This window comes from Streptomyces sp. NBC_00012, assembly GCF_045040875.1.
Classification (GTDB): Bacteria; Actinomycetota; Actinomycetes; order Streptomycetales; family Streptomycetaceae; genus Streptomyces.
On the sequence record NZ_CP108309.1, the window covers coordinates 1620327 to 1645641 of the forward strand.

At 72.0% G+C, this 25315-nt stretch carries 24 protein-coding genes and 1 pseudogene; 15 read left to right on the forward strand and 10 right to left on the reverse strand.

Annotated elements, in window-relative coordinates; translation table 11 throughout:
• The first annotated feature begins 30 nt into the window (after positions 1 to 30).
• The 4 genes from OHA19_RS07525 to OHA19_RS07540 all read left to right on the forward strand — a co-directional run bounded on the left by OHA19_RS07525 (position 31) and on the right by OHA19_RS07540 (position 3101).
• Positions 31 to 429, forward strand: a complete 399-nt coding sequence (locus OHA19_RS07525; protein WP_405718391.1) for a DUF6221 family protein — start codon at positions 31 to 33, stop codon at positions 427 to 429.
• An 81-nt stretch (positions 430 to 510) separates the two neighbouring features.
• Entirely contained in the window at positions 511 to 1353 is an 843-nt protein-coding gene (locus OHA19_RS07530; RefSeq protein WP_405718389.1) for a PP2C family protein-serine/threonine phosphatase, read from the forward strand.
• Between the two features lie 147 nt (positions 1354 to 1500).
• Positions 1501 to 2436: an MASE1 domain-containing protein gene (locus OHA19_RS07535; protein WP_405718386.1), complete on the forward strand. Its 936-nt coding sequence runs from the start codon at positions 1501 to 1503 to the stop codon at positions 2434 to 2436.
• Between the two features lie 128 nt (positions 2437 to 2564).
• A complete protein-coding gene (locus tag OHA19_RS07540; RefSeq protein ID WP_405718383.1) occupies positions 2565 to 3101 on the forward strand; it encodes an SRPBCC family protein in 537 nt (178 codons plus the stop codon).
• A 64-nt stretch (positions 3102 to 3165) separates the two neighbouring features.
• On the opposite strand, the gene OHA19_RS07545 is transcribed toward OHA19_RS07540, so the two are convergent.
• Entirely contained in the window at positions 3166 to 4281 is a 1116-nt protein-coding gene (locus tag OHA19_RS07545; RefSeq protein WP_405749728.1) for a glycerate kinase, read from the reverse strand.
• Between the two features lie 134 nt (positions 4282 to 4415).
• Here OHA19_RS07545 and OHA19_RS07550 point away from each other — a divergent pair, with 134 nt between their 5' ends.
• From OHA19_RS07550 to OHA19_RS07565, 4 genes are all read left to right on the forward strand, one after another.
• A complete protein-coding gene (locus tag OHA19_RS07550; RefSeq protein ID WP_405718378.1) occupies positions 4416 to 4910 on the forward strand; it encodes an NUDIX domain-containing protein in 495 nt (164 codons plus the stop codon).
• 165 nt (positions 4911 to 5075) lie between these two features.
• A complete protein-coding gene (locus tag OHA19_RS07555) occupies positions 5076 to 6284 on the forward strand; it encodes a hypothetical protein (protein ID WP_405749730.1) in 1209 nt (402 codons plus the stop codon).
• 85 nt (positions 6285 to 6369) lie between these two features.
• Positions 6370 to 7155, forward strand: a complete 786-nt coding sequence (locus tag OHA19_RS07560) for an SIR2 family NAD-dependent protein deacylase (RefSeq protein WP_405718372.1) — start codon at positions 6370 to 6372, stop codon at positions 7153 to 7155.
• A 112-nt stretch (positions 7156 to 7267) separates the two neighbouring features.
• The gene (locus OHA19_RS07565) at positions 7268 to 7921 is read left to right on the forward strand and encodes a class I SAM-dependent methyltransferase (protein ID WP_405749732.1); all 654 of its coding nucleotides are present in this window, start codon (positions 7268 to 7270) and stop codon (positions 7919 to 7921) included.
• A 28-nt stretch (positions 7922 to 7949) separates the two neighbouring features.
• Here the strand turns inward: OHA19_RS07565 and OHA19_RS07570 are convergent, their stop codons facing one another.
• Positions 7950 to 8354: a (2Fe-2S) ferredoxin domain-containing protein gene (locus tag OHA19_RS07570; RefSeq protein ID WP_266728469.1), complete on the reverse strand. Its 405-nt coding sequence runs from the start codon at positions 8352 to 8354 to the stop codon at positions 7950 to 7952.
• A 337-nt stretch (positions 8355 to 8691) separates the two neighbouring features.
• Between OHA19_RS07570 and OHA19_RS07575 the strand changes: the two genes are divergently transcribed.
• Complete coding sequence (locus OHA19_RS07575; protein WP_405718368.1) at positions 8692 to 9276, forward strand: TMEM165/GDT1 family protein; 585 nt, start codon at positions 8692 to 8694, stop codon at positions 9274 to 9276.
• A 78-nt stretch (positions 9277 to 9354) separates the two neighbouring features.
• Here OHA19_RS07575 and OHA19_RS07580 read toward each other — a convergent pair whose 3' ends face one another.
• The 4 genes from OHA19_RS07580 to rpmB form a co-directional block, all read right to left on the reverse strand.
• Complete coding sequence (locus tag OHA19_RS07580) at positions 9355 to 9879, reverse strand: methylated-DNA--[protein]-cysteine S-methyltransferase (RefSeq protein ID WP_405718366.1); 525 nt, start codon at positions 9877 to 9879, stop codon at positions 9355 to 9357.
• Positions 9880 to 9897: 18 nt separating this feature from the next.
• On the reverse strand, positions 9898 to 11370 hold the full coding sequence (locus tag OHA19_RS07585; RefSeq protein ID WP_405749734.1) for an AlkA N-terminal domain-containing protein: 1473 nt from the start codon (positions 11368 to 11370) through the stop codon (positions 9898 to 9900).
• A 159-nt stretch (positions 11371 to 11529) separates the two neighbouring features.
• Positions 11530 to 11835 (reverse strand): 30S ribosomal protein S14, encoded by a 306-nt coding sequence (rpsN, locus tag OHA19_RS07590; protein ID WP_405718360.1) that lies wholly within the window; start codon positions 11833 to 11835, stop codon positions 11530 to 11532.
• On the reverse strand, positions 11835 to 12071 hold the full coding sequence (gene rpmB / locus OHA19_RS07595) for a 50S ribosomal protein L28 (protein ID WP_405718357.1): 237 nt from the start codon (positions 12069 to 12071) through the stop codon (positions 11835 to 11837). The genes rpsN and rpmB overlap by 1 nt, the downstream gene beginning before the upstream one ends.
• 67 nt (positions 12072 to 12138) lie before the next feature.
• Between rpmB and OHA19_RS07600 the strand changes: the two genes are divergently transcribed.
• On the forward strand, positions 12139 to 13317 hold the full coding sequence (locus OHA19_RS07600) for a CobW family GTP-binding protein (RefSeq protein WP_405749736.1): 1179 nt from the start codon (positions 12139 to 12141) through the stop codon (positions 13315 to 13317).
• 65 nt (positions 13318 to 13382) lie between these two features.
• On the opposite strand, the gene OHA19_RS07605 is transcribed toward OHA19_RS07600, so the two are convergent.
• Complete coding sequence (locus tag OHA19_RS07605; RefSeq protein WP_405718352.1) at positions 13383 to 13919, reverse strand: O-acetyl-ADP-ribose deacetylase; 537 nt, start codon at positions 13917 to 13919, stop codon at positions 13383 to 13385.
• A 927-nt stretch (positions 13920 to 14846) separates the two neighbouring features.
• On the opposite strand from OHA19_RS07605, the gene OHA19_RS07610 reads away from it, so the two are divergent.
• Complete coding sequence (locus tag OHA19_RS07610) at positions 14847 to 15593, forward strand: IPT/TIG domain-containing protein (RefSeq protein WP_405718349.1); 747 nt, start codon at positions 14847 to 14849, stop codon at positions 15591 to 15593.
• A gap of 256 nt (positions 15594 to 15849) precedes the next feature.
• Positions 15850 to 17157 carry an IPT/TIG domain-containing protein gene (locus OHA19_RS07615; RefSeq protein ID WP_405749737.1) on the forward strand — a complete coding sequence of 436 codons (1308 nt, stop codon included), beginning with the start codon at positions 15850 to 15852 and terminating at the stop codon, positions 17155 to 17157.
• A gap of 129 nt (positions 17158 to 17286) precedes the next feature.
• Here OHA19_RS07615 and OHA19_RS07620 read toward each other — a convergent pair whose 3' ends face one another.
• The gene (locus tag OHA19_RS07620) at positions 17287 to 18702 is read right to left on the reverse strand and encodes a phytoene desaturase family protein (protein WP_405718345.1); all 1416 of its coding nucleotides are present in this window, start codon (positions 18700 to 18702) and stop codon (positions 17287 to 17289) included.
• A 177-nt stretch (positions 18703 to 18879) separates the two neighbouring features.
• Between OHA19_RS07620 and OHA19_RS07625 the strand changes: the two genes are divergently transcribed.
• Complete coding sequence (locus tag OHA19_RS07625; protein WP_405721986.1) at positions 18880 to 19671, forward strand: nucleotidyltransferase domain-containing protein; 792 nt, start codon at positions 18880 to 18882, stop codon at positions 19669 to 19671.
• A gap of 238 nt (positions 19672 to 19909) precedes the next feature.
• On the opposite strand, the gene OHA19_RS07630 is transcribed toward OHA19_RS07625, so the two are convergent.
• A complete protein-coding gene (locus OHA19_RS07630) occupies positions 19910 to 20737 on the reverse strand; it encodes an inositol monophosphatase family protein (protein ID WP_405718343.1) in 828 nt (275 codons plus the stop codon).
• A gap of 63 nt (positions 20738 to 20800) precedes the next feature.
• The gene (locus OHA19_RS07635) at positions 20801 to 22606 is read right to left on the reverse strand and encodes a gamma-glutamyltransferase family protein (protein WP_405749739.1); all 1806 of its coding nucleotides are present in this window, start codon (positions 22604 to 22606) and stop codon (positions 20801 to 20803) included.
• Positions 22607 to 22903: 297 nt separating this feature from the next.
• Here OHA19_RS07635 and OHA19_RS07640 point away from each other — a divergent pair, with 297 nt between their 5' ends.
• Both OHA19_RS07640 and OHA19_RS07645 read left to right on the forward strand, forming a co-directional pair.
• Positions 22904 to 24610, forward strand: a complete 1707-nt coding sequence (locus OHA19_RS07640) for a hypothetical protein (RefSeq protein ID WP_405749741.1) — start codon at positions 22904 to 22906, stop codon at positions 24608 to 24610.
• A 69-nt stretch (positions 24611 to 24679) separates the two neighbouring features.
• Positions 24680 to 24823, forward strand: a pseudogene (locus tag OHA19_RS07645) (N-acetyltransferase); the annotation flags it as partial.
• Positions 24824 to 25315 lie beyond the last annotated feature (492 nt).

Sequence of the window (25315 nt, forward strand, 5' to 3'; positions counted from 1 at the left end):
ATGCCTTGATGATGAAGGACTCGGAACCCGATGACAGACAACTCCGACATGATCGACTTCGTACGAGCGCGCCTCGCCGAGGAAGAGCTCATCGCGCAGGCGGCGGGCGGCGACAGCTGGCGGTGTCCCGCCGATGTGCCCGGCGAAGTCCACGACCGGTCCGGGGGCATCGCGTTCAGCGTGCGGAATCTCGGTTTCGACCAGCACATCGCCTTCCAGGACCCGGCGCGTACGCTGCGCCGCATCGAGACGAGCAGGGTGCTCCTCGACGAGTACGCGGAGGTCTCCGTCCTGGACACCGACCGCCCCGATCACGACTTCCGGTCCGGCCGGGCCGTCGGCCTGGGATTCGCCGTCCGGCAACTGGCCGCGGAACATGCCGGCCATCCCGGGTACCGGGCCAGATGGCTCCCCCGGTTCATCCAGTAGCGGCGGCGGTCATCCTGCGGATGGCAACAGGGGGCTAAGGTTTCAGAAGGAGCCCGTCGCATCGCATCGCGCGGGGAGGCCATGCACCGACACCGCAACACATCGGACAACACCCAGGAGCTCCTTCTCACCCTTGGGCGTCTTGTCGATCAGGCCCTGGAGAACATCAGGCTCCAGCGCGCCCGGGCGGAGATGGGCCTGGCCCTGCAGCGGCACATGCTCCCCACCGAGCTGCCCGACTTCCCGGGCATCCGGATCGGGGCCCGGTACTCGCCCTCGCAGGACGGCATGGCTGTCGGCGGCGACTTCTACGACGCGTTCCCGATGCGGGACGGGGTCGCGGGGATCACCATCGGCGACGTGCAGGGGCACGGGGTGGAGGCCGCCGCCTTCATGGGTGAGGCCCGCGCCAGCCTCAGGGCGCTCGCCAGCGTCACGACCGACCCCGGCACGGTGCTGGCCTGCGCCAACGATCTGCTCATCTCGCTGGGCGGCGACCTGTTCACGACCTGCTGCCTGCTGAGCATCGCCCCGCAGAGCAGCGAGCTGTCCGTGGCGCGGGCCGGACACGTGCCGATCGTATGGGGCACCGACGACGGTGACTCGGGCATCTCCCAGGACGACGGCGGGGTGCCCCTGGGCATCCTGCACGACCAGTGGTACCCCGTGACCCGTCGGCGGCTGGCGCGGCCCGGGTATCTGGTCCTGCTGACCGACGGGGTCGTGGAAGGGCCGTCGTACCCGATCGACGAGGGGCTCGCCGCGGTGGCGGAGGTGGTCGGCGCGGCCGGCGGAGCCGACCCCGGCGAGCTGGCCGAGCGGGTGATCCAGGTGGCGGACCTGACCGGTCACGAGGATGACGCCGCCGTACTCGTCGTGCGCTACGACGGCCCGCCGGGAGCGGCCGGCCGGGAGGGGGCGTGACCCGCTCGCGGGCCGGGGCGGGGGCGGGACGTACTCCGCTCGCGAATCGGGGCGGGGGCGGGACGTACTCCGTTCGCCGACCGCACCGGCGCGATGCCCCCGCGCGCCCCGGCGGCACGCGGGGGCCTGGTGTCCGATGCTGGAGTCGTGGACAGAGCACGGCTCCGACAACTGACGGTCGAGGTCCTGACGGTCCTCGCGGTGGCAGCCTGCTACTACGCGACGGCCCGTCTGGGTCTGCTCCAGCAGCTGGTGCGCGGCCAGGTCACCCCGCTGTGGCCGCCGACCGGGATCGCGGTCGCGGCACTGCTGGTGTTCGGGCTACGGATCTGGCCCGGTATCGCCCTCGGCGCCCTCGCCGTCAACATCGTCATCGGGCCCTCCGTGCTGCCCGTACTGGTCATCGCCGCCGGGAACACGGTCGCCCCGATCTGCTCCTACCTGCTGCTGCGGCGTGCGGGATTCCGCAGCGAGCTCGACCGGCTGCGGGACGCACTGGCACTGGTCTTCCTGGGCGCGCTGGCGGGCATGCTGATCAGCGCGACGGTGGGCACCGGCACCCTGGTCCTCTCGGGCTCGCTCCCGGCCGAGGGGTTCTGGCCGACGTGGTCGGTCTGGTGGACGGGCGATGCCATGGGCGTCATGGTCGTGACACCGTTCCTGCTCGTCGTCCGAAACGCCCGCCTGCCGTACGGCATCGGCCCGGCGAGGTGGGCGGAGGCTGTCGCACTGGGGGTGTGCACCGCGGCCGTCACCGTGGTGGCGACCGACACCAGTACTTCGCTGCTCTTCCTCGTCTCCCCGTTCCTGATCTGGGCCGCCTTCCGCTTCGAACGGGCCGGCGCCGCCTGCTGCGCGCTGGGTGTGTCCACGCTGGCGAGCCTCGCCGCCGGACGGATGACCGGCCCCTTCGCCCACCACGGCCTGCTGACCAACATGATCACCCTCCAGGCGTTCATCGGCACCACCGCGCTCGTCTCCTTGCTGCTGGCGGCGGTCGTCACCGAACGGAACCGCACCTACCGCGAGATCAAGCGGCTCTGCGCGCAGCTCTCCGAGAAGGTCACCCGTCAGGACCTCTGAGTCACTCCATCGGTCCTGCGACGGGTGCGCGGGCCCACGATCGGCAGCAGGCTGAGGGGCGACGGCACCGCGACGAGGGCAACCGGACGCCGATATTCGGGCGATCGGGCGCCGTAAGAGGTGGAGCCATGCCCCATGTGTCTGCGAATGTCCATGTGTCCCGCCCCGCCGACGAGATCTTCTCGTTCCTCCGGGATCCGCGGAACCTGGCCGAGTGGTCATCGAGCATAGACCGGGTCATCGAGGGCCCGGTCTCCGCCGAGCTGGGTGACGAGTACACCTGCAAGTTTCCTGGCAGGCGGCGGGCGCACCGGCTCCGGTGCACCGCGAGCTCACCCGTCGAGTACCTGGTCTTCCGCTGTGCGGGCATGTGGACGCCACTGGGCCGCCACTCCCCGGAGCTGGAGTTCCGGCTGAGTCCGGGCCGGCTGGGCACGACGGTCACCGTCTCGGTCAAGCCCCATCTGGACGGCGGCATGATCATTCTCGCGCCGTTCGTGACGATGGCCTGGCGCCGGGACCTGCCTGCGGAGCTCCAGAGTCTGGCCGAGCTGCTGAGCGGCGGGGACGGGGCGGGGCACGCCGAGGACGGCCGGGGCGCGGGGAAAGGCGGGGACGCGGGGGACGGCGGGGGCGCGGTGCCTTCCGTGGGATGGCTGAGCTGATCTCCGGTGGCCGGGCGGGGCGTCGGATCGACGCCCCGCCCGGCCACCGGAGAAAGCCACGGAGCTACAGCAGGAAGTCGCGTGCGATCGACTCGGATGCCCGTTCCAGCAGGGGTCCCGCCTGGGCCATGGAGACCGCGGGGTCCGGCTCCAGGTCTGCGAGGGCGTACGCACGGCGGATGCCTGCCGCGGTCAGGGCCTCCGGCGGCAGGGCCAGGCGGCCGCAGACCGCCACGACCTCGATCCCCGCGGCGCGGGCCGCCGCGGCCACTCCTGCCGGGGCCTTGCCGTGCAGGGTCTGCTCGTCGAGCGAGCCCTCACCGGTGATCACCAGCGTGGCGCGCGCCAGCGCCGGGGCGAAGCCGAGAACGTCGAGCATGACCTCGATGCCGGGGCGGAACCGGGCTCCGAGCGCGACCAGCGCCCCGTAGCCGATGCCGCCCGCCGCGCCTGCTCCCGGCAGCGCCGCGTGATCCGGGCCGAGGACGGACGCGTAGTGGGCGAGCGCCGCGTCGAGCGTCGCGATGTCCTGCTCGGTGGCGCCCTTCTGCCTGCCGTAGACCTCGGGGGCACCCTTCGGGCCCGTCAGCGGGTTGTCCACGTCGCTGGCGAGGATCAGGTCCACATCGGCCAGTCGCGGATCGAGGCCGGACAGGTCCGCCTCCGCCAGGTCGGCGAGGCCGCCGCCGCCGGGGGCCACGGGCTTGCCGTCCGCGTCCAGGAAGCGGGCGCCGAGCGCGGCCAGCATGCCCGCGCCGCCGTCCGTCGTCGCGCTGCCGCCGACGCCGAACACGATCGTCCGGGCACCCGCGTCGAGCGCGGCGGCGAGCAGCTCGCCGGAGCCGTACGTCGTGGCCGTGAGCGGGGCGAACACCCCCGCGGGCAGGTGCTGGAGGCCCGACGCCTCGGCCATCTCCACCACCGCCGTGGTGCCGCGCAGGGCGTACGCCGCGGTCACCGGATCACCGAGCGGCCCGGTCACCCGCGCCTCGCAGGGCTCGAATCCGGCGGCCACCGCCGCCGCCACCGTGCCGTCGCCGCCGTCCGCCACGGGCAGGGTCTCGACCCGCACGTCGGGGACGACCCGCCGCAGCCCGGCCGTCACCCGCTCCGCGACCTGTACGGCCGTGAGCGAGCCCTTGAACTTGTCCGCCGCGACGAGCACGCGTGCGGTCTCCATCACTGCTCCGTCCGCCACCTTGCATCCCTTGCTTTCGAACAGGCAGTCGCGCCGCCCCCGACCCTATCCGCAGCGGATACCCGCTGCCCAGAGCCGTCGTCCTGCGGGCTCCGCCCTGCTACTACGCTGCCTGCGTGACCACCACTGACTACGCCACCTACATCGCGGGGCTCCCCCGGGTGCTGGCCGCCGCGGCCACCGTGTTCCGGGACGACCGGGGGCGGGTGCTGCTCGTCGAGCCGAACTACCGGGACGGCTGGGCGCTGCCCGGCGGAACGGTCGAGTCCGACGACGGCGAGAGCCCGCGGCAGGCCGCGCGACGCGAGACGGCCGAGGAGATCGGTCTCGATCTCGCACCGGGGCGGCTGCTGGCCGTCGACTGGGCGCGCGGCCCGCGACGTCCGCCGATCGCCGCGTACCTGTACGACGGCGGGGTGCTGGACGAGGCGCGGTTGAAGGCCATCCGGCTCCAGGAGGAGGAACTCCTGTCCTGGAAGCTGGTCGAGCCCGAGGAGATCGACCGCTATCTGCTCGGCGCGCTCGCACTGCGGGTGAAGGCCGCACTGGCTGTGCTCGAATCCGGTGGCGGCGCGGCGGAGCTGGAGGACGGACACCCGGTGGACAGCTGACGCCCGAGGCCGGATACAGCCCGAATCACCCTTCTGTCCCGTTGTGCTGACCAGCCGTCGGCTGATAGTCCGGTCGACGGCTGCCGGACCGTTGAGTTCATGTGCCATTGGTCCGCAGTGCACGCTCGACCGGCATCATCCGGACTCCACGACAGCGGAGGGATCATGCGTAAGCACACGGGACACCTCGGCGGGCGACTGGCCACGGTCGTCGCAGCGTTCGCCTGTACGGCCGTCGTCGCCACGGCGTCGGCGGCGCTCGCGGAACCGGCATCGGCCGCGGTGCCGGCCGCACCCGGCGGCCTGCCGCAGTCGGTCGACGGGGGCGCCTGGCAGTCCGGCCACGTCCAGGGCATGGCCATCGACCGCCGCAAGGGCTTCATGTACTTCTCGATGACCAATCTGCTGGTCAAGACCGACCTCAAGGGCAATCCGGTCGGCTCGGTCACCGGATTCACCGGCCACCTCGGCGATCTGGACTTCAACGAGAAGGACGGCCGGGTCTACGGCTCGCTGGAGTACAAGGAGGCGAAGTCCTTCTACATCGCGATCCTCGACGTCGACCGCATCGACCGGATGGACATGGACGCCCAGTCCACCGGGGTCGTCTCGACCGTCTACCTCAAGGAGGTCGTGAAGGACTTCACCGCCGACATGAACGGCGACGGGGTCTTCGACGGCGACACGGGCAACACGCCCGACCACCGCTACGGCTGCAGCGGCATCGACGGCGTCGCCTTCGGTCCGGCGTTCGGTGACCGGCGCGGCGACCGCGCCACGAAGAAGCTGACCGTCGCGTACGGCGTGTACGCCAACGCGGGCCGCGCGGACAACGACCACCAGGTACTGCTCCAGTACGACGTCACCCGGTGGAAGAAGTACGAACGCCCGCTGACCGAGTCGGCCCCGCACACCAGTGGACCCGCCCACGTAGGCGGCAAGTTCTTCGCGTATACCGGGAACACCACGTACGGCGTGCAGAACCTGGAGTACGACGGCCACAGCGGCAACTGGCTGATGGCCGTCTACAAGGGGACCAAGCCGGGCTTCCCCAACTACTCGGTCTTCGCCCTGGACGGTGCTCGCAAGCCGGTGCGCGGCCCGGTCCGCGGGCAGCAGCGGCCCGAGCGCGGTCTGCTGCTCCCGCTGCTGCGCGAGGGCGCGCACGATGCCACGACGGGGACGTACGGGTGGCCGGCACCGGGCCAGTACGGGCAGTACGGGCTGGTCTCGCTCGACGACGGGCGGTTCTACGTGGCGCGCAGCGGCACGCTCCAGGACGGCGGCGTCACCAAGCAGACGGCGCGGGCCGAGCTGAACACCTGGACGGGCCTGACCCCGTCTCCGTTCAGCCCCGCCGCTCCCGCTGCCTGACACCCCGCCGGGGAGACGTCCCGGGGCTCGCCGCCGGGGCGAAAACGCCTCGCGCCGGGTGACCGGCGCTGCCTACGCTCGCGGCATGACTCTCGTCGCGATCCTCAGCGGCGCCGGTATCTCCACGGACTCCGGCATCCCCGACTACCGCGGGCCCAACGGGCTCTGGCGCAAGGACCCGGAGGCCGAGAAGCTCGTCACGTACGACTACTACATGGCCGATCCGGAGATCCGCCGCCGCTCCTGGCAGATGCGCCGCACCAGCGCGACCTGGGCCGCCGAGCCGAACGCGGCGCACCGCGCGGTGGCGGAGCTGGAGCGGTCCGGCACCCCGGTACGAGTGATCACGCAGAACGTCGACGGGCTGCATCAGCTCGCCGGGCTCTCCGCCCGCAAGGTCCTGGAACTGCACGGGACCGCACGCGAGGTGGTCTGCACCCGCTGTCACGCCCGCTCCGCGATGAGCGAGGCGCTGGCCCGGGTGGAGGCGGGAGAGGCCGACCCGTCGTGCGCGGTCTGCGGCGGCATCCTCAAATCGGCCACGGTCATGTTCGGTGAGCGGCTCGACCCGATGGTGCTGGGCCAGGCGATGTCGATCGCGAAGGCCTGCGAGCTGTTCATCGCGGTCGGTACGACGCTCCAGGTGCAGCCCGCCGCGTCGCTGGCCGGGATCGCGGTGGACAACGGGGCACGGCTCATCGTGGTGAACGCGGAGCCGACCCCGTACGACGAACTGGCCGAGGCGGTCGTCCGCGAGCCCATCGGCACGGCGCTGCCCGCGCTGCTGCGGCGACTGGCCGTCGGCAGGGGGCCGGTCGTGGGTTCCGACGGGGCTCCCGGCGGGGCTCCCGGCGGGACTTCCGGGGGCTGAGGTACCGGGGGCAGGTGGGGCCGGTGGGGCTGGTGGGGCCGGTGGGGCCGGAAAGCGCTCGCGGACCCGGCCCGGCCGGGAGTTGTCGCAGGGGGCCTGTACGGTCCCCCGCATGACAGAACCCTCCCGCCTCGACAACACCCGTGCCTCGTACGACACCGTCGCCGCCGACTACGCAGTGCTGCTGGCCGACATGATGCCGAAGAAGCCGTACGACAATGCCGTGCTGACCGCCTTCGCGGAGATCGTGACCGCGGGCGGCGGCGGCCGGGTGGGCGATCTGGGCTGCGGTCGCGGTCGTGTGACGGCCCAGCTGCGCGATCTCGGGCTGACCGCGTTCGGCATCGACCTCTCCCCCGGCATGATCGCGGTGGCCCGCGAGACCTATCCGGACCTCGACTTCGACGAGGGTTCGATGACCGCTCTGGACCTGGCGGACGGCAGCCTGGCCGGTGCGCTCGCCTGGTACTCCCTGGTCCACACCCCGCCGGAGCAGCTTCCCGGCATCTTCGCCGAGTTCCATCGGGTCCTGGCGCCGGGCGGACATCTGCTCATGGCCTTCAAGGCCGGCGACGAGTGTGTGCGGCTGGAGCGGGCGTACGGCCATGCGGTGACACTCGACGTCTACCGCTTCGTGCCCGACGCCGTGGCCGAGATGCTGGAGAAGGCCGGGTTCCGCGTCCAGTCCCGGCTGGTCCGCGAGGCGGACGAGTGGGAGAAGACCCCGCAGGCCTTCTTCGTGATGGTGAAGCCCGTGGCACCGTAGCGGCCCGGCCGTGGCCGGCCGGGCAGGCTCAGTGGTCGAGTTCCTGCTGTACGCGCCGCGAGGGGCGGAACGTGTACAGGTCGAGGATCTCCGGCGGGTCCACCAGCCCGGGACCGCCCGCCTCGACCCACGTGACGATGTCCGTCACGGCGTCCGGGTCGTTGACCAGCCCGAGCCAGACCGGCCGGCCGCCCGCGCGGCGGCCCTCGGCCGACGGCTGCACGACGACGACATTGGCCCGTTCGCAGGAGTCCAGGCACTCCACGGCACGTACGGTGGCGACCGCGCCGAGCGAGCGCCGCAGCTCGGCGAGCTGGCCGGCGTGGTCCACGTCCGGGATCTTGGGCGTCCCGCAGCAGCAGCCGCGGCAGACGCTGACGGTGGGCCGGGGCGTCCCCTCGGCGGGGGCCGCCCTTCGGGTGCGGCGGCTCATGCGGGGACGCCTCCGGTGCGGGCGGGAATGATCACCAGGGGACTGTACCGATCCCCGCCACCGGATCGAACACCTACTCTCCCCCGTTCGGGGGTGGGGTACAGTTGATGGCTGCGAAGGGGAGTAGCCCCGCAAACCGGTCGTCGACACACTGGAGCCCCCGGGTTCCCGGTGGCCGGGCCCGTGGATTGCCACGGGCGGGCGAGACCTTCGGTCAGGTATGACACGCCCGCGCCCCCGTGGGCGCTGCCGTCATGCCGGGCCGAGTGGTCCTCCGGAAGCCCGAGCGGCGCTTCGCGAAGGCCCGGGGCCCGGCTCTCACAGAAAGCCACCCGGAATGCACCTCGACCCCTGGGCGATCCTCACCGCCTTCGGTCTGATCTTCCTCGCGGAGCTCCCCGACAAGACGATGTTCGCGTCGCTCGCCATGGGCACCCGCATGCGACCGCTGTACGTCTGGTTCGGCACGTCTTCCGCGTTCATCGTGCACGTCGCCATCGCGGTGGGGGCGGGCAGCCTGATCGGGCTGCTGCCCGGCTGGATCGTCAAGCTCGTCTCCGCCTCCCTCTTCGCGTTCGGGGCCTTCATGCTGCTGCGCTCGGGCGGCGGCGATGACGACGAGGACGGCTCCACGAAGACGGTGACCGGTTTCTGGCCGGTCTACTCGACCGCGTTCATGGCCGTCTTCATCAGCGAGTGGGGCGACCTCACCCAGATCACCACGGCCAACCTGGCCGCGAGCAACGGCACCTGGTCCACGGCGATCGGGTCAGCGGCCGCCCTGATGTCCGTCTCGGCGCTGGCGCTGCTCGCCGGGCGCTTCATCGCCAAGCGCGTACCGCTGAAGACCGTGCAGCGGATCGGCGGGCTCTGCATGCTGGGGCTGGCGATCTGGACCCTGGTGGAGATCTTCACCGGCTGACGGCCGGCGCGTACGCAGGCGGCTCGGGGACGGGCCCGGACCTCGGTGTCCGGGCCCGTCCCGTGTCCGCGGGCGGGGTCAGAAGAGCGCCGGGGTGTCGTCCCGCGTGCCGTTCTCGAAGGCCAACAGCCGCTGTTTGCGGTCGAGTCCGCCGCCGTAGCCGGTGAGACTGCCCGAGGCGCCGATGACACGGTGGCAGGGGACGATGATGCCCACCGGGTTCTTCCCGTTGGCCAGCCCCACCGCCCGTGAGGCGCCCGGTTTGCCGAGGTTCTCGGCCAGTTCGCCGTACGATCGGGTCTCGCCGTACGGGATCAGCCGCAACTGCTCCCAGACGCTGCGCTGGAACGGGGTGCCGTCCAGGCGCAGCGGCAGGTCGAAGGTGCGCAACTCCCCGGCGAAGTAGGCGTCGAGCTGGCGGACGGCCTCCGTGAAGGGCCGCGGGTCACGTTCGCCGAAGGTCTCCTCGGGCGGGCGGTGCCGCTGACCGGTCATGTAGAGGCCCGCCAGGACCCCGTCGGTGGCGACGAGGGTGAGCGGACCGTACGGGCTGTCGACGACGGCGTGACGCCGGGTCGCACCGGGCGGATGCGGATCGGTCATGGCTGGACTTCCCGGTTCTCAGGTGGGCAGGTGGTTGATGGGGTGGTCGTCCACGGTCCACAGGTACTGGACCGCGTACGCCCGCCAGGGGCGCCAGGCGGCCGCGCGGGCGGTGAGCGCCGCGGGTGTCGAGGGGAGGCCGAGCTCCTCGGCGGCCCGCCGGATGCCGAGGTCGGTGGGGAGGAAGGCGTCCGGGTCGCCGAGCGCCCGCATCGCGATCACCTCCACGGTCCAGGGGCCGAAGCCGGGGAGTGCGGTCAGTTCGGTCCGCGCCCGTTCCCAGTCGGTGTCGGTGCCCAGCCGCAGTGTTCCGTCGGCGAGTGCGGCGACGAGCGTGGTGAGGGTGGTGCGGCGGCTGCGCGGCAGGGCGAGCTGTTCCGGGTCGAGCCCGGCGAGGGCCGCCGGGTCCGGGAAGAGGTGGGTGAGACCGCCCTCCGGGTCGTCGACCGGCAGACCGTGCGCGCCGACCAGGCGGGCCGCGTGGGTGCGGGCGGCGGCGGTCGAGACCTGCTGGCCGAGCACCGCCCGTACGGCGAACTCCGCGCCGTCGACGGTACGCGGCACCCGTCGGCCCGGCGCCTTGTCGACCAGCGGGGCAAGCAGCGGATCGGCGCGCAGCTGTTCGTCGACGGCCTCCGGGTCGGCGTCCAGGTCGAGCAGCCAGCGGCAGCGGCTGATCGCGAGGGTGAGGTCGCGCGGGTCGGTGAGGGAGAGCCGGCAGGCGATGTGGTCGGGGTGCGGGGTGAGGGCGACGATGCCGTGGCCGTACCGCAGGACGAGGGTGCGGCGGTAGGCGCCGTCGCGCCACTCCTCGACGCCGGGGACGGCGGTCGCGACGAGGTGACCGAAGAGGTTGCTGGGGTTGAGCGGGGCCCGGTACGGCAGCCGCAGCGCGATCACGCCCGGGGTGGCCGGGGGTCTCCCGGACCGCGCGGCACGGCTGCGCAGTTCGCCCGGGGCGAGCGCGAAGACCTCGCGGACGGTGCCGTTGAAGGTACGGATCGAGGAGAACCCGGCGGCGAACGCGACTTCCGCCATGGGGAGTCCGGTGGTCTCGATGAGCAGTCTCGCGGTCTGGGCGCGCTGTGCGCGGGCCAGGGCGAGCGGCCCGGCTCCGAGCTCGGCGAGCAGCTGGCGTTCGATCTGCCGGGCGGAGTAGCCGAGTCGGGCGGCGAGTCCGGGGACGCCCTCGCGGTCGACGACACCGTCCCGGATGAGCCGCATCGCGCGGGCCACGGAGTCGGCTCGGGCGTTCCACTCCGGGGAGCCGGGGCTGGTGTCGGGCCGGCACCGTTTGCAGGCACGGAATCCGGCCTGCTGACAGGCCGCGGCACTGGGGTAGAAGGTCATGTTCTCGACCTTGGGCGGCACGGCCGGGCAGCTGGGGCGGCAGTAGATCCGGGTGGTCAGGACCGCCGTGAAGAACCAGCCGTCGAAGCGGGCTTCCTTGGAGTGGACGGCCCGTACGCAGCGCTCGGTGTCGGTGTACATGGCTCAAGCATCCGCCACCCGGCGTCCCGAGGCTGGCGAGAATCCGACATGGACCTCACGCTGCCAGGAACTCTTCGGCGTCCGGCGACAGCCGCCCCGGGCGAGGAGTCCGCTCAGGGTGGACACCCCCTGACGCGGTCGCCCCGCCCGGGGCGGCTGTCACCAGGAGGACTTGGTGACTCCCGGCAGGAATCCGGCATGCGCCTGCTCGCGTGCGCGGACCCGGGACAGGCCGAACTTCCGCAGGTATCCGCGGGGCCGCCCGTCCACGCTGTCGCGGTTGCGCACCCGGGTCGCACTGGCGTCGCGCGGCTGGCGCCGGAGCTCGTCCGCGGCGGCCCGGCGTTCGGTGTCCGTGGTGGACGGACGGCGGATGAGTTCCTTCAGCTCGGCGCGGCGGGCGGCGTACCGCTCGACGGCCGCCCTGCGCTTCTCGTTCTGCGCGGTCTTGCCCTTCTTGGCCATCAGACCTTCCCTCCCCTGGCCCGGACACGGGCGACGGCCGCCTCGATCCCGATGCTGTCGACGGTCCTGATCGCCCTGGCGGCGAGCGTGAGCCGGACGTACCGGCCCTCGCTCGGCAGCCAGTACCTCTTGCGCTGGATGTTGGGGTCGAAGCGGCGTGGAGTGCGCCGGTGTGAGTGGGAGATGTTGTTGCCGAAGCCCGGCCGGGCGCCGGTCAGTTGGCAGTGGGCGGACACAGTGCTACCTGCTTTCCACGGAGAAACATTTGTTGGAAATGGAAATCATTGCCATATAGTAGCGGTCATGGCTCCCAACGAACTACGCCCGGTCGTCAGGCCCCGCCGGCTGCCCGTCCTCATCGTCGGCGGGCTCCACTCCGACGCGCGCAGAGAGGTGGTGGAACGACTGCTGCGCACCGTCCCCGGCAGCGTCGCGCTCCACCACGATCTGGCCACGGCCGCCGAGGCAACCGTGCGGCGCCTCGTCCGCGACGCGTCGGGCGAACTGTCGCGCGGACAGGCCCCGCTCGTCGACGACTGCGCCTGCTGCGCGTTGCGCGAGGACCTGGTGCCGGAGCTGGAGCGGCTGGCCGCCGACGGGGCGACCCGGCTCGCGGTGGTCGAGCTGTGGGACTCCGTCGAGCCGAGGGCGATGGCCGAGACCGTCGTCACGCACGGCGGCGACGCCCTCGAACTCACCAATGTGATGACGGCCGTCGACCCCGCTCTCGTCATGCCCTGCCTCGGGAACGGCGACGACCTGGCCGACGCCGGCCTGGCGGCGGCCGCCTCGGACCGGCGGACCGTCGGCGACACCTGGGCACGACAGCTGGAGTACGCGCCGGTGCTCGTCCTCGTGGACGGCGACGACGCCGACGACGAGAACCGCGCACTGCTGACGCAGCTCCATCCCACGGCGCGTCACGTATCGGTCGATTCAGGGGAGTTGGAACCCCTCGCGTTCGCGGGCTTCGACGTGGAATCGGCGGCGGCGGCCCAGCACCCGGCCTGCGCACTGCTGCCGCAGGAGGCGGACGGGGCCGGGGTCGCCACGCTCGTCTGGCACCACCACCGCCCCTTCCACCCCGAGCGGCTCTTCCAGGCACTGGAGGAGCTGTGCTGTGCGGCGGCGCGCAGCCGGGGCCGCTTCTGGCTCGCCGACCGCCCCGACACCCTGCTGGCCTGGTACGCCGCCGGTGGTGCCCTCTGCGTGGAGAGCGCGGGCCCGTGGCTGGCCTCCCTGCCGGACGCGGCCTGGGACATGGTGCCTCCGGTCCGCCGGGCGGCGGCCGCCCTGGACTGGCACCCCGAGCACGGCGACCGCTGCCAGCACCTCGTCTTCACCTCCCCCGGCCTCGACCGGGACGGGCTGGCCCGGCTCCTCGACGCCTGCCTGCTCACCGACGCCGAATACGCCGCGGGCCCCGAGGCGTGGAGACGGCTCCCGGCCCCCTTCGACTCGTTCCTCGACCCGGTCCGCTGACTCCGGCGGCGGCGGAAGTCCCGTGCCGGCACGGTCGGCCGACGCACCGTCCGGCCGCGCCCGGATCAGCTCTGCGCCGCCAGTACTTCTTCGAACTCCACGTACGCATGCGCGTCGAACAGCACGAACCGCACATCCTCCACGGGCGGCACGGCCTCCGCCAGGACCGTGCGGACGGCGATGCGGGCCCCGTCGTCCATCGGCCAGCCGTAGATCCCGGTCGAGATGGCCGGGAAGGCGACGGTACGCGCCCCCAGCTCCCCGGCCACCCGCAGTGATTCGCGGTAGCAGGAGGCGAGGAGCGCCGAGCGGTCCTCGGAGCTGCTCCAGACCGGGCCCACGGTGTGGACGACCCAGCGCGCGTCCAGCTGCCCGGCCGTCGTGGCGACGGCCTGGCCGGTGCGCAGGCCCTTTCCGTACCTCGACGCGCGCAGCTCCCGGCACGCGGCGAGGATCTCCGGACCGCCCCGTCGGTGGATCGCGCCGTCGACCCCGCCCCCGCCGAGCAGGGAGGAATTCGCCGCGTTGACGATGACGTCGGCGGACTGCCGGGTGATGTCGCCGCGGACCAGGGTGACGGTCACGCCCTCGGGTGTACGCATGCGGACCATCATGCCCTGCGAGGTGCGCAGGCCGTCCGCAGGCGTCGCCGGACCGTCCTCACCGCGTGGTGCCCACCACGCCTCGCACCCCGGCGGCGCACTGTGGGACCGGCGGCGGATTCCACTACCACCGGAGTACTGATTCGACCGCCCCCCGTGCGCTCGCCCATCTGACTGAGTCTCTGTCAAGGCGCTTGTGTCATATTCCGTCCGTATGGGTCACTTGAGTATCTCAACCGGTGGGCCGCCCATCCTTCTCCGGGGGAGCGCGGAACCGTTCTGATCGCCGGCCGTGCGTGTATGACTGACCTCGGCATCGGTTGCTCGGGATGGCCGCGATGGGCGCCCCCGAAGAGGACTTGGATCCGACCAGTCGCCTCTGCCTGATCACTGCAGAGGCTGATGCGGCAGCCCCCGGCCTCTGCAAGGGAGCGGTGCGCGAGCAATCCGCGCACACCGGGTACCTCGTCGTCAAGGTCACGGGCGTGGCCGCGAACTCTGCGGCCCGCGTGCGGTCATGGCGGCCGTGAGCGAGTCGACATCAGGCACGTGAACACCTCGGCCTCGTGCCGAGGGGAGAAGTTCGACAGCTGTCGGTTCATCACCGCGGGGCAGCGCCGGCTCGTACGGCACTGCACCCGTGGTGGGCCCGGCCACGGCGTCCGGGGCCGAGGCCCGCTGCACAGCCCATCACGGTTCCTCCGCGGCGAAGACCGCTGTCGGCGCCTTCTCCCAGCAGACAACTTTCGGACGCTTCCCCTCGGGTGCGTCCAACGACATACCCGTGGGAGCGGCCGAGGAGGAGGCGAGCGAGAAAGGCCGGTTCGGCGACCCGGCGGTCCACGTCGTGGCCAGGGGCCCCGACCGTGACCTGACTCGAAGCCCACTCCCCGATCTCACACCGCGGTTCACGCAGGAAGGACGACCATGCCAATCAGTCCGAACCAAGGCTCCAACGGTGGCGGTACCACCGTCACCATCACGGGCACCAACCTCTCGGGTACCACCGCTGTGCTCTTCGGCACCAAGCCGGCCACCAACGTCACCAATGTCTCGCCCACCCAGGTCACCGCTGTCTCGCCGGCCGGCTCCGGCGCGGTCGGCGTGACGGTGACCACGCCGGGCGGCACCAGCAACCCGATTTCGTTCTTCTACGTCGGCGCCCCGTTCAAGTCCGGTCTGAGCGTGAGCTCGGGCCCGACCGCGGGCGGCAACACCATCGTCATCAGCGGTACCGGCCTGTCCACCGCTACGGGGGTGTCCTTCGGCGCCAACACCGTGACGCCGACGGTGCTTTCGGACAGCCAGCTCAGCGTCGTCGTGCCCGCGGGTGCGGCAGCCGGGCCGGTGAGCGTCAGTGTGACAACCGCCGGAGGTGCCAACAACGGCCTGTCGTACACGTACATCGACGTCCCGACCATCACCGGGCTCACGCCGGCATCCGGACCGACCTCCGGCGGAACCGCGGTGACCATCACGGGCACCAACCTGACCTCGACGAGCCAGGTCACGTTCGACGGAGTGGCGGCACCGTTCTCGGTCATCAACGCGACGACGGTGTCCGCCGTCACGCCGCCCGGCACCGTCGGTGCGGTCGACGTCACTCTCTCCAACCCCGCGGGTACAGCCACGGATGCGGGCGCCTTCACGTATGCGGCGGGCCCCGGCATCTGATCCGCCACGGCTGCGGCACCGGCTGCCGACGCGGGTCAACGCCCGGCGCCGGTACCGCATCCGATTCCTGATGTCCGCCCGGTCCGGGACGACGGTTTCCCGGCCGGGCGGCCATCCCGCTCGGCACCACCCGCTCATCGTCGCCGGGCCAGGAGGTTCGGGCGGCACTCCCCTCACCACATTCCCGCCTCTGCGTCCTGTCCACAGCGCCCCGCTGACAGCCTCTCGCATCACATCACCAGACAGGAGAACGGCTGTGGACCACTCCGACAGCTCGATGCCTCATGCCATGCTGCCGTCGACGGCCGCGGCGGCCCCCGTCATCACAACGAGCAGCCCTTCCTCGGGGGCCGCCGGAACGGTCGTCGCGCTGACCGGCACCGGATTCACCGGTGCGACCGCGGTCACCTTCGGCGGCACTCCGTCCGCCTCCTTCACCGTGGTGTCCGCGACCCAGATCACCGCGAACGCCCCGGCCGGTGCGGGCACCCTGCAGGTCACGGTGACCACGCCCGACGGAACCAGCAACGGCGTCGGCTTCACCTACACGATCCCGACGCCCACGATCAGTTCCCTCGCCCCCAACCAGGGTTCGGCCGATGGCGGAACCCTGGTCACGTTGACCGGCACCGGCTTCACCGGAGCCACCTCGGTCCACTTCGGTGCCGTGGCCGCCGCGTTCACCACCGTCTCCGCGACGCAGGCCACCGCGGTCGCTCCCGCCGGTTCCGCAGGCACTGTCAATGTCACGATCACCACTCCGGGCGGCACCAGCACCGGGATCCCCTACGCGTATCTCGCCGTTCCGGTTCTGGGCAGTGTGAATCCGGCCCAGGGGCCGCTCGCGGGCGGCAACAGCATCAGCTTGTCCGGGACCGGCCTCACCGGAACGACCTCCGTTCGCTTCGGGACCGGGGCGGCGATTTCGTTCACCGTCGTCTCGGCGACCCAGGTGACCGCGGTTACCCCCACCGGCGTACCCGGGCCGGTTCCGGTCACGGTCACCACGCCAGGTGGGACCAGTGCCCAAGCCGTCTTCTACTACTACCTCGGCGCACCGGTTCTCAGCGGTCTCACACCCGGGGCGGGGCAGGTGGGCGGTGGCAACAGCGTGACGCTGACCGGTGCGAATCTTCTCCAGGCCACCGCGGTTCGCTTCGGCCCGACCGCGGCGACCAGCTTCACCATTCCCTCGGCCACGGAGATCCGGGCGGTGGTACCGCCGGGTGCCGTCGGCACCGTCCCGGTCACCGTCACCACGCCCGGGGGCACGAGCAGCGGTGTGACGTATGCATACCTGGGTGCCCCGGTCGTCACCGGTCTGACGCCCGACCGGGGGCCTTCGGCGGGCGGAACCACGGTAACTGTCACGGGCACGGGGCTGACATATACCACCGCGGTGCTGTTCGGGGCCGTGCCCGCCGCCTTCACCGTGGTCTCGGACACCCAGCTGACGGTCACGGCCCCGCCGGGCGCGGCGGGCGGGGTGACCGTCAGGGTCGTCATTCCCGGCTGGACCAGTATCGGCGTTCCCTACACCCGGGCCGACCCGCCCGGCATCTGAACAGCCGGGCACGCGGGACCCGCAGGTGCACGTCGTTGCGCGAAGGGTTCTGTCCAGAGGACCCACGCGTTCCGGGCGGGACCCGTGCGTTCCGGACAGACCTCACACGTTCCGGGCGGGACCTGCTGTTCAGGCCGCCCGCAGGCGCCGCCACACCGCCTTCGCCGCGTGGTGGCCCGACATGCCGTGCACTCCGGGGCCGGGCGGAGTGGCCGAGGAGCAGAGGAACACCGCGGGGTGTGCCGTCGCGTAGGGGACGCGGGCGAGCTTGGGGCGCAGCACCGTCTGCAGGCCTGCGAAGGCGCCGCACGCGATGTCGCCGCCGACGTAGTTGGCGTTGCGCGTCGCGAGCTCGGGCGGTCCCGCCACCGCACGGGCCAGCACCAGGTCGCGGAAGCCGGGGGCGAAGCGCTCCAGCTGCCGTTCGATGACGTCGGTGGCGTCGCCCTCCCAGCCCGACGGGACGTGTCCGTACGCCCAGAAGACGTGCCGGCCCTCGGGCGCGCGGGACGGGTCGACCAGGCTGGGCTGCGCGGTGATCAGGAACGGCACACTGGGGTCGCGGCCGGTCACGGCGGCCGTCAGCGCGGCGTCGATCTCACCGGCCGTGGGGCCGATGTGGACGGTGCCGGCCCGCCGGGCCTCCTGGGCGGTCCAGGGGACGGGGCCCGACAAGGCGTAATCGATCTTGAAGCAGGACGCGCCGTACCGGTAGCCGCGGTAGGCGTGACCCAGTCCGGCGATGCGGGCGAGGGCGGTCGGCGAGGTGTCGAAGATGTAGGCGCGGGCCGGTGGCAGCTCGTCGAGGCGCTTGACCTCCGTGCCGGTACGGATCGTGCCGCCCTGTTCGCGTATGTACGAGGCGAGGGCGTCGGAGATGGACTGCGATCCGCCGCGCGGCACGGGCCAGCCCTTCTCGTGGGCCGCGAGCGCGAAGAGCAGGGCGATGCCACCGGTGGCGATTCCGCTGGTGGGGGCTATGGCATGAGCGGCGAGCCCGGCGAACAGGCCGCGCGCCTTCGCACCATCGAAGCGGCGGGAGAGCAGCGACGCGGGCTGGAGCGCGTCGAGACCGAAGCGCACCCAGCGGTAGGGGTCACGGGGCAGCCCGTCCCACGGGGTGCGCAGGAAGTCCTGGGCGAGGGTGTCCCAGTGGCCGAGGTAGGGGGCGACGAGCCTGCGGTACGCCCCCGCGTCCCGGGGCCCGAGCGACATGGCGCTCTCCCCCACCGAACCGGTGAGCACGGCGGCCGTGCCGTCCGGGAACGGGTGGGCGAGCGCCAGCTCGGGCTGGAGCCATTCCAGGCCGTGCCGGGCGAGCGGCATCGCGTCGAACGCGGGTGAGCCGATGCCCAGCGGGTGGACGGCGGAACAGGGGTCGTGGCGGAATCCGGGGAGGGTGAGCTCCTCGGTGCGGGCGCCGCCTCCGACGGTCTCCTCCGCTTCGAAGACTTCCACGGCGAAGCCGCGGCGGGCCAGTTCGGCCGCGGCGGTCAGTCCGTTGGGGCCGGCCCCCACGACGACTGCATCGAGCATCGACGGCACCTTCGGACTCCTTCGTCAGCCGACGGCCAGGGCACCCAGGATATTCCGAGGCACCGACAGCGCGGTCGCGGGTAGGGTCGCCACGCGATGAATACACCGAACTCCCAGGCCACGACGGCCGACGAAGCGACCGCGCCCGCCGCCCATATCACCGACGTGCCCGCCCGTATCGCCGGCATGGCCGCCCGGCTCACCGCACTGCCCGGCATCCGGGCCGTCGCGCTGGGCGGCAGCCGGGCCCGAGGCACCCACCGTCCGGACTCCGACTGGGACCTGGGCCTGTACTACCGCGGCGCCCCCGACGTGGCCGCACTGGCCGCGCTGGCCTCCGAGGTACAGGGTTCCCCCATTGAGGTCGCCGGCCCCGGCGGGTGGGGGCCGTGGGTCGACGGCGGGGCGTGGCTGCGGGTGGACGGCGTCCAGGTGGACTGGATCCTGCGCGATCTGGACCGGGTGGAGGCGGTCTGGGCGGAATGCCGGGAGGGGCGCTTCGAAGTGGGTGTGCAGGCCGGGCACCCGCTCGGTTTCTGGTCCCCCGCATATCCCGGCGAGGTCGCGCTGGGGCGCGTGATCGCGGACCCGCGAGGGGAATTGACGGCACTTCAGGAGAAGGTCCGGAACTATCCGGAGGCGCTGCGCACCGCGCTCGTCGAAGCCGCCTGGGAGGCGGACTTCTCGGTGGCGGCCGCCCGCAAGTCGGCTCCCGGCGGTGACCCGCTCCATGTGTCCCTGTGCCTGTCGCGGGCGTTCGGCGTCCTCGCCCAGTCCCTCCACGCCCACCACCGCACCTGGTGTCTGAACGAGAAGGGCGCGACGGCCGCCGCGGCCGCCCTGCCGGACACCCCCGCGCGGTACACCGAGCGGATCGGCGAGGCGCTGCGGGGGCTGGACCCGGCGGCGGTGGAGCGGGCGGCGGAGCTGGTGCGGGAGGTCCGGTCGGTCCTCGCGGCGGGCGGCACGGAAAGCTGAGACGGGGCGGAGGCCGGTCCTCGCGGCGGGCGGCACGCAAGGCTGAGACGGGGCGGAGGCCGGTCCTCGCGGCGGGCGGCACGCAAGGCTGAGACGGGGCGGAGGCCGGTCCTGATCGCCGGGTGCCCCGGCCGTTCGGTCCTGCGGGTACGCCCGCCCCCGAGCGGGCGCACGATCCGCGGGCCCGCGCCCGGCCCGCGGCGCCGGCCTGCGGACTCCTCGTCCGGTCGGGGCCCTGTCAGGCTCCGTCGCGGAGCGCCCGGAGGATGCGTTCGGCGGTCTCCGCGTCGCGGGCCGCAGTGAACGGCAGCGCGTTGCCGCCGGTGATGCGGAACGGTGCGCCGGAGAGGGTGGCCTGGGAGCCGCCCGCCTCGGCGACCAGCAGCAGGCCCGCCGCGTGGTCCCAGGCGTACTCCCAGTTGAAGGCGACCGCGTCCTGTTCACCACGGGCGACGTAGAGGTATTCGAGCCCCGCCGAGCCGCAGGGGCGGGCCTCGATCCCCTCGGTGCGCAGGCCGAGCAGGGCGCGCTTCTGGGCGTCGCTGGTGTAGTCGGGGTGCGACATCGCCACGCGCAGCACGGCCCCGGGGGCGGGTGAGCCGGAGCGTATCCGCTCGCCGTCGAGGGTGGCGCCGCGGCCGCGGACCGCGACCGCCATCTGGTCCAGGGCAGCGGCGTACGTCCATGAGGCCAGGAGCTCGCCGCGGTGGGCGAGGGCGACCAGGGTGCAGAAGCCCGGTTCGCCGCGGACGAACTGGCGGGTGCCGTCGACCGGGTCGACGATCCACACGGGTGCGTCGCCGCCCAGCGCCTCGTACACCTTCGGGTCGGCGTGGACCGCCTCCTCGCCGACGACCACCGAGCCGGGCAGCAGCCCGGTCAGCGCTGCGGTGAGGTGTTCCTCGGCGAGGCGGTCGGCGGTGGTGACGAGGTCGTGCGGGCCGCTCTTCTCGACGATCTCGTGCGCGGCGAGCTGCCGGAAGCGGGGCATGATCTCGGCGGCGGCCGCTGCGCGTACCGCCGCCTCGACCTCGGTCAGGTCTCCGGCCAGGAATTCATCGATCATGCCCCCAGCCAATCATGCCGAGCCGGGAGGCCGGCGCCCTGGTCATGTCGGGGAAGTGGCCGCTCAGCGTCCTACGGCGTACCCCTGCATGCCCCGCGGGTTGGCGGCCGCGGACAGCACCCCGGTCTCCGGGTCGCGGGCCACGGCGCACAACCGGCCCTCCGACCAGGGGGCGCCGACCGTGACGTCATGGCCGCGGCGGCGCAGCTCCTCGACGACCTCCGGGTCCATGCCCTCCTCGACGGTGACGCTGCCGGGGCGCATCCCGCGCGGGAAGAAGGAGCCCGGGAAGCTGTCGTTGTGCCAGTTCGGGGCGTCGATGGCGCCCTGGAGATCGAGTCCGCCGCGGACCTCGGCGCGCAGCGCCACCGCCAGGAAGAAGTGCACCTGCCACTGGTCCTGCTGGTCGCCGCCGGGCGTGCCGAACGCCATCACCGGGACGCCGTCGCGCAGGGCCAGGGACGGGGTGAGGGTGGTGCGGGGGCGCCGGCCCGGGGTCAGGGAGTTGGGCAGGCCCTCGTCCAGCCAGGCCATCTGGAGCCGGGTGCCGAGCGGGAAGCCGAGCTCCGGCACGACCGGGTTGGACTGGAGCCAGCCGCCGCTGGGTGTGGCGGAGATCATGTTGCCCCAGCGGTCGACCACATCCACATGGCAGGTGTCGCCACGGGTCGTGCCGTCCTTGGCGACGGTCGGCTCGCCGACGCCCGCCGTGGGGATGCCCATGGCGAAGAAGCCGGTCTCGCCGGAGGCGACCGCGTGGGCGTGGACGCTGAGCACGGGGCTGCGGCCGTCCGGGCTGCCGGGGCGCAGCTCGTGCGAGGCCTCGCCGGTGATGAGGGCGCGGCGCTCGGCGTTGTACGGCTCCGAGAGCAGTGTGTCCAGGGGTACGTCGGTGGCGTCGCCGTACCAGGCCTCGCGGTCGGCCATGGCGAGCTTGCAGCCCTCGATGAGCAGGTGGACGTAGTCGGCGCTGCCGTACCGGGGCAGTTCGGCGGGGAGCAGGGCGAGCTGCTGGAGGAAGGCGGGGCCCTGGCTCCAGCCCGCCGCCTTGGCGAGCGTCCAGCCGTTCCAGTCGTACGTGGCGGGCGCCTCGTAGGACGCGGACCAGCCGGCCAGGTCCGCGGCGGTGAGGGTGCCGGTGTGGCGGGTGCCGCTGGTGTCCATGGTGGGGCGGGCGGACTGGCGGACCAGGGCCTCGGCGACGAAGCCCGCGCTCCAGATGCTGCGGGCGGCGTCGATCTGGGCGATCCGGTCCTCGCCGCCGGTCTCCTCCGCCTCGCCGATCAGCCGGCGCCAGGTGGCGGCCAGTGCGGGGTTGCGGAACAGCTCGCCCGGCCCGGGCGCCTTGCCGCCGGGCAGGTACACGTCGGCGGAGGACCGCCACTCGGTCTCGAAGAGCCCACGGACGGTCTCCACGGTCTGGCCGACCCGCTCGACCGGGGCGTGGCCGTCCTCGGCGTAGCCGATCGCGTACCGCAGCACCTGGGCGACGGTCTTCGTGCCGTGGTCGCGCAGCAGCAGCATCCAGGCATCGAAGGCGCCCGGCACGGCCGCGGCGAGCGGTCCGGTGCCGGGGACGAGGTCGAGACCGAGGGAGCGGTAGTGAGCGACGCTCGCGCCCGCCGGGGCCGGGCCCTGGCCGCACAGCACCCGCACCTCGCCGTCCTTCGGTGCCAGGATCATCGGCACCTCGCCGGCCGGTCCGTTGAGGTGCGGTTCGACGACGTGCAGGACGAATCCGGCAGCGACGGCCGCGTCGTAGGCGTTGCCGCCGTCCTCCAGAACAGCCATCGCGGACTGCGAGGCGAGCCAGTGGGTGGAGGACACCATTCCGAAGGTGCCCTGGAGGGTGGGCCGGGTCGTGAACACAGCTCTCACCTCGCTGTTTTACGTACATCGGCCCCCTCGATCTCCGGGCCGCAGTAGAGCGGCCCCCTCCCGTCTGAAGGCAGAGCCGCGTTCCGGTGGTCATCGACGAGAACAATCGAGGATCCCGTCGAACCGTACAGGGCCGCGCTGGCACGATGTCGAACGTAGCGGCGACCTTTCTGGGCGACGGCACGGATGGTCGGGACGCCAGAGATGCAGCGGGACCTCGCGAAGAAGGCAGCGGGACCTCGCGAGGAAGAGGGAGCAGCACGAGCGTGAAATGCACGAGGAGGAGCCATGAGCAGGAGGCGAGGCCCACAGGCCCAGGCGCCCGGCAGGGGCGTACGGCGGCTGTGGCTGCTGCCCGACCCGGGTGAGGACGAGCCGTTCATCGACGTCCGTAAGGACGGTCACGGGACGCTGAATGTGCAGGTCGCCCGGGACGGACGGCGTGATCATTTCTGTTTCGCGGTGACCGCACAGCACATCGCCGCTGCAGAGCGCAGCGCACTTCGGCGTTGGGCCGTCTTCGCCCTGCTCTTCGGTGAACTCGCTGTTTTTCACCCCGATGCCGCCCCGGCGCGTCCGCCGGGAGAATGCCAGCGGGTGATCGACACGATCCTCGGTGGCACGGATTCCGAGGTCGAGCAGCACTTGACCACGACGAACAAGCGTTTTCTGGGCGGTCTTCGGGATTCACTGGCGTTGTTGTGCGAGGCCGATCTGACGCGTTCTCGGGATCGTGAGGCGTTCGAGAAGCGGCTGTGGTTCGGCGTCGAGTCGTTGATCATCAGCGATGCAGAGCGCGCCCGGCGTGCGCAGGAGGCGGAACGCAGGGCAGCAGCCCGGGCAACCGCGGTGCGGCAAGCCTTCGAGCCGTACAACGACGCTCTCCTGATGGCCGAGCGCGACGACGCCGTGCGGCGTGCCATCGATCTGCTCGGCTCGAACCCGGTGATCAGCGAGTTCGAGGTCGGTGCGCCCGCACACCACGACCGGTATCTGACGTTCGGCTCCGGCGGCGAGATCATGCTCCGGGACGGGGCGGTGACGGCGATCCTCTTCCATGTCCAGCCCACCGAGGCCGCGCCGCGCGGCTTCACGGGGCTCAGTACCCTGATCCCCGGGCTGAGCCGGGACGCCTCGAGAAGCCAGGTCGAGGAGGCACTCGGTGAGCCGATCGTCGGACGCACGGGCCCGAACGCGACCTACCGCGTCGGGGGCGGGTTCGTGAAGGTCTTCTACGACGCGTGGGCCAAGAAGGATGCGCCGGATCATCTGAAGCTCATCCAGGTGACAGCGGAGGACACGTACGCCAAGACCGATCCTGCTGACGATCGTTGCCCTGGCTGCGCGGGCATGTTGATCAGGACGACATCGGCGTCCGATGGCGTCGACGTGGACGCAACGATCACAGCGTTGCATGACGGGGTCGCCGCCGGCCGTCTCCGCCAGGCGCACAACTGGGTGGCGCTGGACGACATGCTCCGCCTGCACGACTCCGGACTGATGGAACACGTCGAGGCACAGCTGGGATGCACGATCTGCCACCGGCACATCTTCTTCGCGCTGCACCGCGACGCGGACCCGACCTTCGAGTACGTCTCGCTCAACGACACCTGTCGTCGGACCCCGGAGCAGGTCCCGCCGGTGGAGCGGTGGGGTGATGCCGCCCGGATCGCGCGGGAAGCGCAGCGCGCGGAACAGATCGCGACCGACGGCAGCACCTGGGTCCTGTTTTCCAAGGGCAAGCATCTCTTCATGAACGCGCGCTGCTGGTACAGCGCCGTGGAGGGGTCGAGGCTGATCCGCCTGGAGGCCGCCGAGGTGCGGCAGTACGAACGTGACGGTGAGGCCTATTTGTCCCGATTGCAGGAGACAATCAACCGCAACTGGACGAGCAGCGACGATCCGTGGCGCTCGCGCGACCTGACGCGGAGCGGGATGTCGGACGAGGAGGCCATCGAGGCGAGCCCGGCCGCAGCGCAGGAGGAGCGGGCGTGAGCAGCCGGAGCATCACCGCACCCGAGTTGGTCGGCATGGTCAGGGATCACTACGGTTCTCGGCTGACGATTTCCGGCCACAAGGAACGCTCCGTCAAACGGTATCTGCCGCTCCCTCGGTTTCAGGTTCTTGGGCGAGCAGGACGTGCCCTTCGCCGGTCGAGTCCTACGAACCAACCACTGGGCCCTCGACCCTCGCACTGACATGACCTGAGAAAGGTCCGGCACACCGGGGACCCATGTGAAGCGCGTCGAAAGCAGAGGCATTCGGACAGTTCCAATACCCGACTCCACCATTAGCGATCTACCCGAGCGAGACCGTCGAGGCCCACCGCGCCTTCCTCACACGCCGCCGCGCGCTGACGGCGGTGGAGCGCATCGTACGGGCCGAGTGCGGCGCCTCGGCCTGCCCGCGCGAACCGGACCTCACAACGGTGTCCCGCTCATCCGCACTGTGGGGCGATCCCGCCGCGACCCGGGCGATCCGCGAGGTACACACCGTTCCGTACGGCCCGCAACGGGTCGGCACCTGGCCGCCGTCGATGGCGGCCGAGGACCTCCCCCTGCACGGCGACGCGGGCCTCACCTTGCACGTTGAGGCCGAAATCCCCCTGGCTTACTGGATGTTCGGAACCGCGGGCCCCAAGCAGTGGGCCGTCTCCCCCGGGCACCTACCGCCCAACCACTCCCCTCATTTCGCCCCCGA